Origin of the sequence: Nodosilinea sp. E11 (genome assembly GCF_032813545.1) — a bacterium.
In the GTDB taxonomy this organism is placed as follows: Bacteria; Cyanobacteriota; Cyanobacteriia; order Phormidesmidales; family Phormidesmidaceae; genus Nodosilinea.
The window spans coordinates 71,028-83,521 of the sequence record NZ_CP136520.1 but is presented as its reverse complement, the minus strand read 5'-3'; the positions used below and the strand labels follow the sequence as shown (position 1 = coordinate 83,521).

At 53.5% G+C, this 12,494-nt stretch carries 8 protein-coding genes and 2 pseudogenes; 5 read left to right on the top strand and 5 right to left on the bottom strand.

The window, feature by feature from the left end:
• Window positions 1-66 precede the first annotated feature (66 nt).
• The 5 genes and pseudogenes from RRF56_RS03065 to RRF56_RS03040 form a co-directional block, all read right to left on the bottom strand.
• The gene (locus tag RRF56_RS03065) at window positions 67-2,811 is read right to left on the bottom strand and encodes a CHAT domain-containing tetratricopeptide repeat protein (protein ID WP_317036163.1); all 2,745 of its coding nucleotides are present in this window, start codon (window positions 2,809-2,811) and stop codon (window positions 67-69) included.
• Between the two features lie 343 nt (window positions 2,812-3,154).
• Window positions 3,155-5,446, bottom strand: coding sequence for a caspase family protein (locus RRF56_RS03060; protein WP_317036162.1), 2,292 nt, complete (start codon window positions 5,444-5,446; stop codon window positions 3,155-3,157).
• 159 nt (window positions 5,447-5,605) lie between these two features.
• Window positions 5,606-6,294 (bottom strand): annotated as a pseudogene (locus tag RRF56_RS26310) (CHAT domain-containing protein).
• 149 nt (window positions 6,295-6,443) lie between these two features.
• Complete coding sequence (locus tag RRF56_RS03045) at window positions 6,444-7,163, bottom strand: EAL domain-containing protein (RefSeq protein WP_317036159.1); 720 nt, start codon at window positions 7,161-7,163, stop codon at window positions 6,444-6,446.
• 9 nt (window positions 7,164-7,172) lie between these two features.
• Entirely contained in the window at window positions 7,173-8,369 is a 1,197-nt protein-coding gene (locus RRF56_RS03040; RefSeq protein ID WP_317036158.1) for a diguanylate phosphodiesterase, read from the bottom strand.
• Window positions 8,370-8,998: 629 nt separating this feature from the next.
• Here RRF56_RS03040 and RRF56_RS03035 point away from each other — a divergent pair.
• The 5 genes and pseudogenes from RRF56_RS03035 to RRF56_RS26305 form a co-directional block, all read left to right on the top strand.
• A complete protein-coding gene (locus RRF56_RS03035) occupies window positions 8,999-9,454 on the top strand; it encodes a PPC domain-containing protein (RefSeq protein ID WP_317036157.1) in 456 nt (151 codons plus the stop codon).
• 159 nt (window positions 9,455-9,613) lie between these two features.
• Entirely contained in the window at window positions 9,614-10,375 is a 762-nt protein-coding gene (locus RRF56_RS03030) for a hypothetical protein (RefSeq protein ID WP_317036156.1), read from the top strand.
• A 94-nt stretch (window positions 10,376-10,469) separates the two neighbouring features.
• Complete coding sequence (locus RRF56_RS03025; RefSeq protein ID WP_317036155.1) at window positions 10,470-11,786, top strand: CHAT domain-containing protein; 1,317 nt, start codon at window positions 10,470-10,472, stop codon at window positions 11,784-11,786.
• A gap of 70 nt (window positions 11,787-11,856) precedes the next feature.
• Window positions 11,857-12,294, top strand: a complete 438-nt coding sequence (locus tag RRF56_RS03020; protein ID WP_317036154.1) for a tetratricopeptide repeat protein — start codon at window positions 11,857-11,859, stop codon at window positions 12,292-12,294.
• A pseudogene (locus tag RRF56_RS26305) lies at window positions 12,276-12,428 on the top strand (CHAT domain-containing protein); the annotation flags it as partial. The gene RRF56_RS03020 and the pseudogene RRF56_RS26305, both read left to right, overlap by 19 nt.
• Window positions 12,429-12,494 lie beyond the last annotated feature (66 nt).

The following is a 12,494-nucleotide window of genomic DNA, read 5'->3' as shown; positions in this document are numbered from 1 at the left end:
GAACTTATTCATGGAGTTTTCGTAGATTTGAAATACGGCTGCTGAAACGGGCGATCGCAGCCAACCTCACTCGGCAGCCCCGATTAGGGTAAAAGCAGCCCACAGGCGCGGGTCAGGATAGTCTTGCAGAGTGGTCAACATGGCCTGCCTTAGAGCCTGGGCTTTGTCGCCTGTCTGCTGCCAATGAAAATAAAACGCCTGCATCAGCGCTGCAGTTGACTCATCATCTACTGCCCACAGAGACACCATCAAACTGGGCACACCAGCGGTGGTAAACGCCCGCGACAGACCAATCACACCATCGCCCGTGATCCGTCCTCGCCCGGTGTCGCAGGCGCTGAGCACGACTAGGTCGGCGGTCAAGTTCAACTGCAAAATTTCTGCCGAGGTCAGCAGCCCCGCATCGTCGCCGTTGGGGGCTAGCGCAATGGCTCCGGGAACATCTAAGACGCCAGAGTCTTCGGGGGTGCCATATTCCAGCAGGCCATGGGTGGCGAAATGAATAATGCGGGCCTGGGGCATATGTTGCACAACCGCCGCTTTGGTGGCCCGATCGCCTAGGAGCGCTTCGGTGCCAAAGTCATTGGCGATGGCAATGGCTTCGTTTTCAGCCCCTTTGAGGGGGCTAAGTTGCGTCACTTGATTGCTCAGAGGATTCCACACGCTGGGCATGGTGGGGTTGCCCACAATCAGCATTTCACTACCTTGCAGGGTCGATGGGCCAGTGGCAAGGCGCTGTTGATGGGTTAAATCTAGCACTTGAATGGAGGGGGCGGTGAGCAGGGTATGGTTTTCGATCAGGTATTGACCGTCGGCGTTAACTAGGGCGGCAAAGGGCACCAGAAAGAGGTCTTGGTGGGGGATGATCACCACTCGCTGGGTTGGATCGGTGGGGAGGTGTGAAGCGATCGGGGCGATTAAAAGCTGGTGCAGCTGCTGAAGCCGCTGCTGCCGCTCGGCTTGCTGCTGCTCGGATGCTTCAGAACTGTGGGCAATGAAAATGTCGCCGCGATCGCTGCCCCGCACCCCAAGGGTTTCGCGCACTAAGCTAACCAACTCAGGCAGATCTTGCCCAGCTAGGTCAACAGCCTGAAAGGCGATCTCTCCAGTAGGTTGGATGACCCAGATAAAAAGCTCTTGGCTAGAGACAGCGGAGTATTGAACCAGAGTAGCCTGCTGCTCTCTGGCAACCCGTTGGATGCCTGCCAATGAAAGAGCCTCTACCGAGTTAAGTAACGGCGCATCTGAATCACTATTACCGGAAACACGTATTGCTAATAAATCAGCAAGCGCTCTACTTCTGCCTCTTTCAGAAAAGACGAGAGCTTGTTCGGTGTTATTTTGAGCAATGAGTGATATTTGCAGATTTTGATAGGCTCGAAGGTAAGTATCAAAAAAAGAAATCTTGCTGGCATCAGGAAGACTCTCAATTTGCATAGATTCAAAAACATCGATAGCCATCTTCAAAGCATCTATTGCCAACGAAAATAGCCCTGATTCATGATAGCTCAATGCAAGATTGTTCAGTCCACTTCCTACATCTCCTTGCGTGCCAATCTCTTGTGCAAGAGCAATGCTCTGTCTGTGAAAATCAGCAGACTCTTCGTATCCACCTAAAAAAAAGTAAGCAAGGCCTAAACTGTTTAACGCAATTGATTGTCCTCTTTGATCACCAATTTCTTGGGCTATTGCAAGATGTTGGCCAGAAAAATGGATGGCTTTCTGATATTGTCCTAAGCTAATGTAAGTATTTCCTAGCCCACCTAGCGAGATGCCTTCATTCTGTTTATCTCCAAGTTCACGGGCAATCGCAAGTTGCTGTTCATATAAATCAATGGCTACTTGGTACTGCTCTAAGTTGCGATAAATAATAGCCAGGTTGCCTAAACCATTGCCTTCACCTTGGCGATCTTCAAATTCGCGAGCAATATTAATGCGCTGTTCGTATAGACCAATTGCTGTTTGGTATTGTCCCAAGCTAGAATAAGAATTGGCTAGGTTGCCTAAGGCTCTTCCTTCTGCCTGCTTATCCCCAGTCTCGCGAGCAACTACTAAACTTTGCTGATATAATTCGGTAGCTTGGTGATAATGTCCTAGGCTGAGGGCAACAATCCCTAGGCCACCTAATGCAGTTGCTTCTGATTCTCTATTTCCGGCCTCCCGTGAAACGACAAGCTGTTGAGAGTAAAATTCACCTGCTTCAGGATACTGATCTAGACTGATATACGAAAGTCCTATGTTCCCTAATGTAGTTATTTCAAGATCTTGATAGCCGAAATCGCGGGCGACACTAAGACATTCCCTAAAGAAATTTATTGCCTGTTCATATTGTCTAGAGCTAGCGTGGTATGTGCCTAGGTTGTTGAGTGCACTAGCTTGGCTTCTGGAATCTTCAGTCTCGCGAGCAATGATTAGTCTTTGTTCTTCAAAGTTGACTGCTTCTTGGTGTAGGCCTATTCTTCTGTAAGCAATAGCCAAATTTCTTAGGATAATTCCTTCCTTTTGCAAACTTTCTTGGAAGAACGTGGAGCGCACTTCAGAGTCTTGGTAAAGTCTCAAGGCTTGCTGCCAAAATTGAATTGCCTCTGTGAATTGGCTCATCTGATATTGCTGATCGCCTAATTCGCTCAGCCGATCGCCCTCTGCCAGTTGAGCAGCCGGATCTGCTTGGGCGATCGCAGGCGCAGATTGAGCAGGCAAAACTCCCCAGGGGAGCAACGGACTGAGGAGTGCGATCGCGCCTGCATGGACGAGATTAATGACGAAGACACGCATGGGATACCTAAAAAATAAAGTGATTGTGTAAGTCATGGCACTTCCGCTAAGTCCGCTCTCCCCTAGAGAGTGTTTGAAAAGTGATTCGCTGTAGCTTTAGTCACCTGTCGATCCCCCCTGCCCCCTTAAAAAGGGGGGTCTGAGTCCGCTTCAAAGTCCCCTTTTCTAAGGGGGACTTAGGGGGATCTTCACTTTGGCTACAAGAAACAGGACTTTTCAAACGTCCCCTCAGCAAGAAACCTCACTCACCATGCTTCCGTCACCCTTGCCAGGTTTGTAGGCTGAGTGGCGCGATCGCAGAACCCAACAAGGCTTACCGCTGTTGGGTTTTGCTCCGCTTTACCCAATCTACAAGAACTACTGCTATACCGGTACAGAGCTAGTTCTCTACGATTTGAATCATGGTCGAGATAGCTGCCATTTTGGTCACATCTACCGCTTGTACCCCACCGCGCACCTCAAAATCGCCTCGGGTACTGCGGTCAATATCCCCCAGCAGGTTCTCCACAAAATTCAGCGTATCCGTCTCCCGCAGGCTCATCGGTTGACCCCGAGTAGCCCGTGTTTCACCGGCAATATCTTGAATGGACCGCAGCACATCTCTCAAAGGCTCGGTACTGGCAATGGTGAGCATCTCCACATAGCCCGAACCGCGCAGGCAGAGGTGAAAGTCATCGCTGGGATCTGCACAATAATCGCGGCCAGGGCTGCGGGCCAAGCGGTGTTCTGGGGCGGTCAGAGACTGCCCCGGCTCCAGCAGCGCGGCATCCTCAGGAGCAGACCAGTCGGTTGGGTGGAGCACTGTAATCCGTCCCGTGCTGCCAATACCCAAGACCCCTACATAAATGCGACGGTCTTCGTAGTTGGTGACGGTGATGGTGATCTCAGCCCCTGACTTAAGCGGGGTAATGGTCTCATCTAGGCGTTGGGCAATAGTCTCTGTGCTGCGACCGCCCCGGCTGCCGCCTCGGCCAACGGCATCGCCTTCCATGGGCTGCACCACGACAGTCATATTCAGGTCAGACGTGTCACTATTGAGCACTGATCGCAAAATCCGTCCCGCTAGCAGCACCTGAAACTGAGGCACCAGGCGATTTACCGCTGTTTCTACTGCCTCCCCAGGGGAGCCAAAGCTGTCGCGCAGGGGCACTAGCCCTAGGGTAAACAGGCCCAGGGTGCCTAGAGCCCCAACATTTTGTACCTGCTCGGTAGCGGCTAGGGCTAGCCCCGCTTCGGTCATGCGGCCAATTAAGAAGTTGGGGCTCTCTTCTCCATTGACAGCCACCGGCTCTACCCGCCTGATCGGGTTGAGGCTCGCTCTCATTGCCGCTGCATCATTTCCCAAGGACGGATCGAGGCCTAACCGGAGGGTTAAATCTTGAGGCACCCCCCGCACCCGCTCGCGCAGTAGGGCACTGGTCAGGGTGTTGGCACGCCCTTGGCCTTGTAAGACCCCATAGCCCATCAACCCTGATCGCCGGGTTTGCTCGATTTGCCCCAGCTCATTGCCCTGGGCATCAATGGCCGTAAAAATTGCCCCCGCTTCAAAGGCATCTAAACTTTGAGATGACACCCCCCCCAGCCAAAACTGGATCTCGCCATTATTAGTACCGAGTACCACCGCCTCTGCCGCTGGGGTTTTAGGAGCCAGGAAAAACAAAGGCTGCTGGCCATGGCTGCTGTCGGGCGCTGTCATGAAAACGGGGGCCTGGTCTAAGCGAGCACTGCGGGCCACATCGCGGGTAGAGCGGGCTAGGTCAACAAACACTCGCTCTAGGGGCAGGCTGCCGGGCTGCTGCCACAGATAGCGGGTTAGGGCATAGGTAAAAGCCCCGGCGTGAAATTGTCCTGGCCCTACCCGGCCAAAGGTGGCATCGGCAGCCAGTTGGTTGGCCTGGGCCGACCCCAGGGCTACTCCCTTGGCAATCCCTGCTGTGCGTCGTGCTTTGAGTTCTTCGGTAGACCAGCCCAGTTGCTCTAGCCAGTAGGTATGGGTGTCTTTTTCAGTCTGACTGGGGCCAGCTTCGCCTAGTTCTAACCGCGACTCTACCGCCCGAAAGCGCAAGTCACCCCGAGTGCCGCCGCCAGAGTGGCAACTGTCCAACATCACCGTCACCTGGTCTGTTTTCAAAGCTGACATCAGCAAAAACAGGGTTTTGCCCATGATGTCGTTGACCTCGGTGCCCTGTATGCCCTGGCGGGCATCGTAGGGGAGCATGGTGCCGTTATAGCCTTGAACGCGATCGTAGCGATCGATACGGGGCAAGAGAATCGGGTCAGGATCGCGCACCAGAGAGCCATGGCCCGAAAAATGAAACACCACCACATCCCCTGGCTGTGCCTGCATTAAATGGTTTTCAAAGGCGTCGAGCAGGTTTTGGCGGGTGGCGTTTTCATCGGTGAGGGTGAGAATATCGCTGGGGGCAAAGCCAAACCGATGCACTAGCAGTTCTTTCTGCATCTGCACATCGGTGACGCAGCCTCGCAGGGGCGACACTCCGGGGGGATAGGCGTTAATTCCCACTAGCAGGGCTAACTTTCGAGGAGTGCCCTGGGCTAAAACCTGACCGTACTGATTGGCCTGGCGCAAAAAGTCAGCTTGGCTAAGGCCGATAGCCGCTAAAGCAGATCCGGCAGCCTGAAGAAAATGGCGACGGTTGAGGTAAGGCATAGGACAACACTATTAATTATGAATATCGTGAAGCGGGAACACAGGTATGGAAACCAGGGCTGGGGTGACATTAGCCTATCTGTCTGACTCCCAAAAACTTATTCACTTTTATGGAATCTTCCAATCAAAGCTTTGGGATGACTTCACGGCTAGACCGGGCTACAGCCCATTGCCGATCAAAATAAACGGTGCCCAGTAGTAGGGATGGCTGAGGCTGTCGGCCACCGCCAGGGGCAGCCCCGTCCGGCTGCTGATAACGTCAATACCCGCTCTGCGATCGACCCCCGACGCCGTAAAGTCGCCCTCGATCAGGGCGATTTGGGCCTGTTGCAGGGCCTCGGTTTTGCTCAGCCCCTGGCTGAGGTTGGCGTAGAAGGCATCCATCAGCATCTGGGTGCCGCCGTCGCTGACGATCCACAGGGAGGCGATCGCCGCGTCGGTCCCCGCCCGCTTCATCCGGTAGCCCAGGCCCAAAATTTCGGCCCCATTGCCGTCGATGATATCTCCCACCGCCGTTTCGCAGGCGCTCAGCACCACCAAATCTACGTTGGGAAAGTTCCAGCGGCTCACATCCTGTAGGGTGACGTGGCTGCCATCGCCAAACAGAATAAACGAGTCCCCGATGGGCCAGGGTTAAAGCTGGCGTGGGTGGCCAGGTGGATAATGTTGTAGTTGTTCATGTCCAGCACCAGGGACTGGTCAAAGGCTTTATTCAGCCGCTGGTCGGTACCGGGCACCAGACAGGCAATGTTTTCGACCTCGCGCCCGGCGTAGGTGAGGCCGTCAAACAGTAGAGTACGGGTGCGGGTGGGAATGGAAAACTGCCCCTCGGTAACGGCGGCTAGCATCGATAGCCCGCCGGAGAAGGGGCGGTTGTTGGCATCCTCGCCGACCTGAAGGCACGGAGAGGATGTCACATTAGGAGGTTAGTAGTATGACGACAATATGCAGCGACGTTAGATGATTGTTGAACAACGGTGGCAAACTACAGGAGAAACTAATCGCTATAGTTAGGAAAGAACGCAAGTGGCAATTGCTCAAAACCTGGCTTCCCAAAAAAATATCCTTGAAATAGGTTGATCCCCTCTTCGTGACACCACTGATATTCTTCGTTGTTTTCAACCCCTTCAGCAATGATGTCGATTCCAAGATCTTGACAGGTGCGAACAATCCCACGAACAATCGCCTGACGAGGCCCGTGAGTGTGAATATCTCGTATCAGTGACATATCAATTTTGATACTGTCAGGTTGAAATTCAGCTAGCAAATTCAGCCCAGAGTAGCCAGCACCAAAATCATCAATGGCAACGCTGACACCAGAACTTCGATGAGCATTAACAGCCTCAATAAACCATCCAATATTATTAATAATTTCAGACTCGGTTATTTCGATTGTGATTTGATTAATAGGAATACCTGAGTAAGCAGCCATCTCAAGAGTTGAGGAGATTGCTGACTTAGATACCTCTAAACTGCGCGGCAAAAGATTGAGATTGAGATTGCAGCCAATCCCAAGACGTGCAGCCAAAGGAATCGCTTTTAGGCGAAGGATTTCATCAAAGCAGTATTTGTTTCCTTCGTGCACCTGTTGAAAAATATTCAAAGCTGGGCTATTGTCAATACCCCGAACTAAGGCTTCAAATGCAACAATTGAAGCTGTATCAACATTGATAATTGGTTGAAATGCGAATGAAAATTGAGGTAGAACTGGTTCCATAGAAAAATTCTAGAGATAGGTGGCAGAGGGCAGCTTCTCAAACTCTGGCTTGGCAATGAGACTGCCCTGGATGAGGCTGATCTCCTCTTCACAAAACCATTTATATTCGTCATAAGTTTCAACTTGCTTTGCGATTAGATCAATGCCTAAATCATTACAAGTTTGATAAATTCCACGAACAATGGCTTGTCTTGGACCATTCGTATCAATGCCACGGACGAGCTGCTCGTTCAGGCAAATCATCTCTGGACGCAAGGGTTCTAACAAATTCAACCCTGCACGTCCAGCTCCAAAATGGTCAATCGCAATTCTTAGTCCAGCACTGCGGTAATCTTCAATAATTCTGGCAAATTTCTCGGAATCGCCAATTAGCTTATCTTGATCGATCTCGAGAATGATGCGACTTGGGTCAATTCCATTTTTCTCAGCAGATTCCAATGTAGATTGAATAGCCGAGCGTGCATCATCGACGTGGCGAGCTAGAAAGTTGAGATGAAGATCACATGGCAGCCCTAATTTGGCTGCCATACTAACTGCAATTGCGCGGCAGTTTGTGTCAAAGTGCGACCATTCTCGTTCGCTTATCTGTGGTGATATTTTTAGGAATTCTTCGTTATTTGCCCCACAAATTAAGGCCTCATATGCCACAACGTTTGATAGACTAACATCAATGATTGGCTGAAATGCAAATGAAACTTTGGTCGTTTGCATCGTGGCTGGTTGCATCGTTCCTAAATCTGGATTACCCCTGCCTGCTGGAAGTGAGGTGTGCTTGACTTTAGACCGCCAGCGTCCTTCACGAAACGCGGCTAGCAATTTCCTTGCTCGTCCTGAATTAATTTGGGTAAAACTTGAGCCTGTGGCGAAAAAATCATTCAACCCAATAATTTGATCTAGTTCCTGCGAGCTGATTGTTGAGAACCCCATAGTCCATTCACCAAAAGAGCGCTTTGGAATCGGTTCGCGAATGATCACAACGGCTTTAGTATGCCTCTCATCTTGAGCGATAGTCTGATACAACTGATCGACCGCTTCGGGAGCACCTTCAAGAACTTGAAAGAAACTGCCATTGTCATAAAGGAGCATGCCTGTGATGCCAAGCTGAGCATTTTTGGCTCGTGAATTTGCTAGTAGTTCTACTAGTTCATCATCTTGAAAAGGCCGAGTTGCAGCGCTGCTGTAAATTATATGGATTAATGGAGACATGGCTACCGTGACTTATCTTTGGATATTTGTTTCTTGGGCTTCTGTCGTCGTTTTGGCTACCTACGATCAATCATAGATAGTTTACCCGGACTATTGAGCCCCAAGACCATGAGCCGCAAGGGTTAAAGTTCTCTGGGGCCTATACTTGCTTAGTCTGAGTGGTCGAAATGATGATCAAGGTTGCTCATTGTACCCAACTCCTTCAATCATCACGCAAAAAAGGCTGTGCAATGAAAAATTTCCATGAAAAAGCTTAGCGTAGTATCATTTTCTGCTAATTTATGCAACGAAACCATGGCCTCTGTCAACGCCTCAATCACCACGCCTGCTCGACCAAATTGGAACTGCTGGTTACCTTGTTGAAAGAGGCGATCGGCTGCGGCGCAGCGGGCAGCGACTTCTGTATCAGGTGATGACGTTTCCTCGGCAAGAGTATTGGCTGGGTCCAGTATTCCAGCCGCCTAGATCACCCTAGAAAAAGAAATTGAGTTTCTGGCTCTGTCACGCTAGCTCTCGCGCTAAAGCATCAAATTAAGTCATCAAAATCGACCTGAAGTGAATAAGTTCCGATCGCCCAGGAGTAGGTACCCTCGACCGCAATCAACACCTATCCAATGAGGAAACCTGCCATGAACCGTTTTAGCGCCCTGGGCCTATCCTTCGCTACCCTATTCGTCACCCTAGCCGCCCCCATTAGTCTGCAAACCCTACCCAGTGGCACCGTCACCCTTGAAACCGCCGAGGCTATTGCCACCTCTTCCCTCATCAACGTTAGCGGCCAAATTGGCCCCGAACACGAAAAGACCCTCTCCAGCGGTCGCACCATGCGCATGGCGCTGCATTCCTTCTGGGGCCGCAGCGGGCAGTCCATTACCATTTCGCTCACCAGCCAAGACTTCAACACCGTCGTCGCGCTCATTGACGCCAACACCACCGAAGTCATCGATATCCAATCTGACCCCACCAGCAACAACTCTAGCCTGCAAATTACGCTTCCCACCGACGGCCCTTATCTGGTTGGTGTCACTTCCCCCAGCCCGCAGCCCGCAGGCAACTACCGCCTGCTCGTTACCGCTCGGAACTAGAACCCTCGATTCCTTTCTGGCCCCTTTCTTTTCCAAAGAGACGTCGCCAACAACTCCCGTTGACAGGCTCAGGACAAGCCGTCCAGGGGCCAGGGCTAAAGGCTGAGGAGACCCAACGCCATCCAAAAACTCCACCCTAGAGCATTGGTGAAATTGATTATGAAAAAAGCCACCCTACTGACCCTGGCCGCCACCGTTGCGATCGCCGCTGGCATCCCCAGCCTGGCCCTGTGGCACCACACCGACCAAACCAACCAACAGCTGGCCGAGATCGAAGCCCAGCGCCAGGAAGAAGCTAGGGCCGAAGCCCTACGGCAACAACAGCTAGAACAAGAGCGAGCCGCCGCTCAGCAAGAGGTGGCTCGCCTGGAGGCTTTAAGCCAAGAGCAGGAACAGCAGCGCCAGCAAGCAGACCTGGTCAACCAAACCGCTGAAGCCTGGCGACGGTTCAACCAGGCCCTCGATACTGCCATCTCGGCCCACAGCAACAATGCCCAAACCCCAGCGCAGATCTTTGGCACCCTGGCCAACGATCTTGGCACCATTCCCCTAAACCAGATCGACCCCGAACTGGCCACCCTGATCAACGACTTTCGCAGTACCGCCCTGGAGGCCCACCAGATCAAGACCCACTACACCACCCGTATGCAAGAGCTGGATGCTGGAGTCGTCAAGGCCAGCAAAACCGGCTGCGATGTGGGCCGCATGGCGGGGGACGAAAACCCGTTGCGCAACTGCATTGTTGGCGGCCTGCTGGGCGGTTTTGTCTCGGCAGTAGGGGTCAGCGAAGACTTTAACCAGCTGCAAGCCGACTATGAGGCCCGCAGCCAGGGCTTGCTCCAAACGTTTAACGACCTCTACGGTAGAAAAGAGGCCATGGGCGATCGCCTGCAAACTACCTACGGCATCTCGCTATCTTGAGCACTAGTCGCTTCCATAGCACCGAGCATTAGCTAGCCCTACCGAGGGAGCTACATAACCCCAATTCATATTCATCAAACCCGGAGAAAACCCTATGCACCTGACCCGCACCCCTCAGCCCCGGCAGTGGCTGCGCTTCGCCGCCTGCTCCCTCACCCTGGCTGCTTTTCCCTTGGGGTGGAGTCTGCTGCCCGCGCTTCCTAGTCAGGCGATCGCCCCCGCCCAGAGCATTCACAGCAATTCCAGCCTCTCTGAGACCCCGGCCACCCCCCCCCGAATGGCCCGCCTCCAGAGCCTGCTACCCGAGTTAGAAACAGCGGTGATTTTGGCCCCGCAGGTGTATGGCGATCGCATGGAGCTATCCCTGACCACCAAGGACGGTGCTCCCCAGCGCTACACCATCCCCGTCGGCGAAACGGAACTGCGACAGACCATTCTAGACTTTCGCCAGACGCTGACCAGTCCCGGCACCGATCCCCAACCCGCCGCTCAACAGCTCTACCAATGGCTGATCGAACCAATTCAGGCTGAGTTGGCAGCGGCGGGAGTCGAGACCATTCTGTACGTGCCCGACGGCATGTTGCACTACGTTCCCCTGGCGGCCCTCCACACGGGCGATCAGTGGTTGGCAGAACGGTACGCCGTCAACAGCTTCACCGCTGCCGCCATGGACGTTGCTAGTCGCCCTGACCGACAACCGCCCCAAATTCTAGCAGCGGCTCATACGGCAGGGTCGTTTGAGATTGCCGTAGGAGAAGGGCAACCGCTACAGCTCCAGGGGTTTCCCTTTGCCAGAGACGAAGTCGAGGCGATCGCGGCTCGCTTCGCCAACACCACTGTGCTCCTAGACGAGGCCTTTTCTCCAGAGGCGCTGCTGCCTGAACTGGGCAATCATACCGTTGTGCATCTGGCTGCCAATACATGGGTGTTTGCCGATCGCCCCGAGGAATCGTTTTTGCTGTTTGGCAATGGCGATCGCCGTTCTTTTAATGACCTGCGACAGTGGCCCCTAAGCCAAGTCGATCTGCTGGTGCTGAGTGCTTGTGAGACGGGGATCAGAGATACCCTCGACGATGGCCAAGCTGTGATTACCTTTAGCAATCTGATGCACAATGCTGGAGCCGCCGCCGTGGTTGCCCCCCTGTGGCAGGTGGATGATTTTGGCACAAAGGTGCTGATGGCGGCATTCTACGCAGCGATCGCGGAGGGCACTCCCTACGCCACTGCTCTTAACCAGGCCCAGCGATCGCTGATTGCCACCCAATCATCCCCGGCGACGCGCCAGCTCAAAGGCAGCATTGATGTTCGAGCGGTTGATGGCGAGGAAGTTTTCCCCCCTGGCACCAGGCAGCGAGACCTTAGCCATCCCTACTACTGGGCACCGTTTGTGCTCACCGGTTCTGGTTTCTAACCAGCTTATGGCCCAGAGTTAGCAAAAGGCCGCAGGTTACCTGCACCTCATCATCTGAGGAGACACCCTGATGAAACCCCGATCGCTTCCCTTTGTTATCGCCCTGACGTTGCTGGCGGGCTGGTTACCCCCGACCCTGGCCCGATCGCCCGAGCTGCCGACGATTACTGACGTGATGGGCACTGGCGCGATCGCCCCCACCGGCCTGCCCCAAACTCCTAGCAACGCCAGCGAGCTGATAGATCAGGGCTTTGCCCTGCTGGCTCAGGGGCGCTACATGGAAGCGATCGCTGTCTTTGACCAGGCGATCGCCCTCAATGCTCACCAGCCCGAGGCCTGGCTGGGGCGGGGTTATGCCTGCTACAGCCAGGGCAACTACCCAGCCGCATTGCAGTCGGCCCAGCGGGCGATCGCCCTCGCCCCTGACTATGACGCCGCTTGGACGCTCAGTGGTTCGGTGCTGTTTGCCATGGGCCGCTACGCCGATGCCCCACCGCCGATCTCATGACCGAGTTTTATCGCCAGATCAACCAGGGCCAAGACAAAGCCCAGGCTCTGCGCTAGGCCATGCTCACGACCCTAGAACAGCACCCCAATCCCCGCAACTGGGCGGCTTTTACCCTAATCGGTGCCGCCGAGTGAATAAGTCTGCGACCCCCAGAATTACGTAACTCCAGAACCACCCAAACGCCGTTCTTTTTGGAGTTA

What these genes read in the sequence shown, in the direction of transcription:
- RRF56_RS03035 (WP_317036157.1), top strand. Translation starts at nt 8,999, where the DNA reads ATGAACCGTTTTAGCGCCCTGGGCCTATCCTTCGCTACCCTATTCGTC.
- RRF56_RS03020 (WP_317036154.1), top strand. Translation starts at nt 11,857, where the DNA reads ATGAAACCCCGATCGCTTCCCTTTGTTATCGCCCTGACGTTGCTGGCG.
- RRF56_RS03065 (WP_317036163.1), bottom strand. Translation starts at nt 2,811, where the DNA reads ATGACTTACACAATCACTTTATTTTTTAGGTATCCCATGCGTGTCTTC.
- RRF56_RS03060 (WP_317036162.1), bottom strand. Translation starts at nt 5,446, where the DNA reads ATGCCTTACCTCAACCGTCGCCATTTTCTTCAGGCTGCCGGATCTGCT.
- RRF56_RS03045 (WP_317036159.1), bottom strand. Translation starts at nt 7,163, where the DNA reads ATGGAACCAGTTCTACCTCAATTTTCATTCGCATTTCAACCAATTATC.
- RRF56_RS03030 (WP_317036156.1), top strand. Translation starts at nt 9,614, where the DNA reads ATGAAAAAAGCCACCCTACTGACCCTGGCCGCCACCGTTGCGATCGCC.
- RRF56_RS03040 (WP_317036158.1), bottom strand. Translation starts at nt 8,369, where the DNA reads ATGTCTCCATTAATCCATATAATTTACAGCAGCGCTGCAACTCGGCCT.
- RRF56_RS03025 (WP_317036155.1), top strand. Translation starts at nt 10,470, where the DNA reads ATGCACCTGACCCGCACCCCTCAGCCCCGGCAGTGGCTGCGCTTCGCC.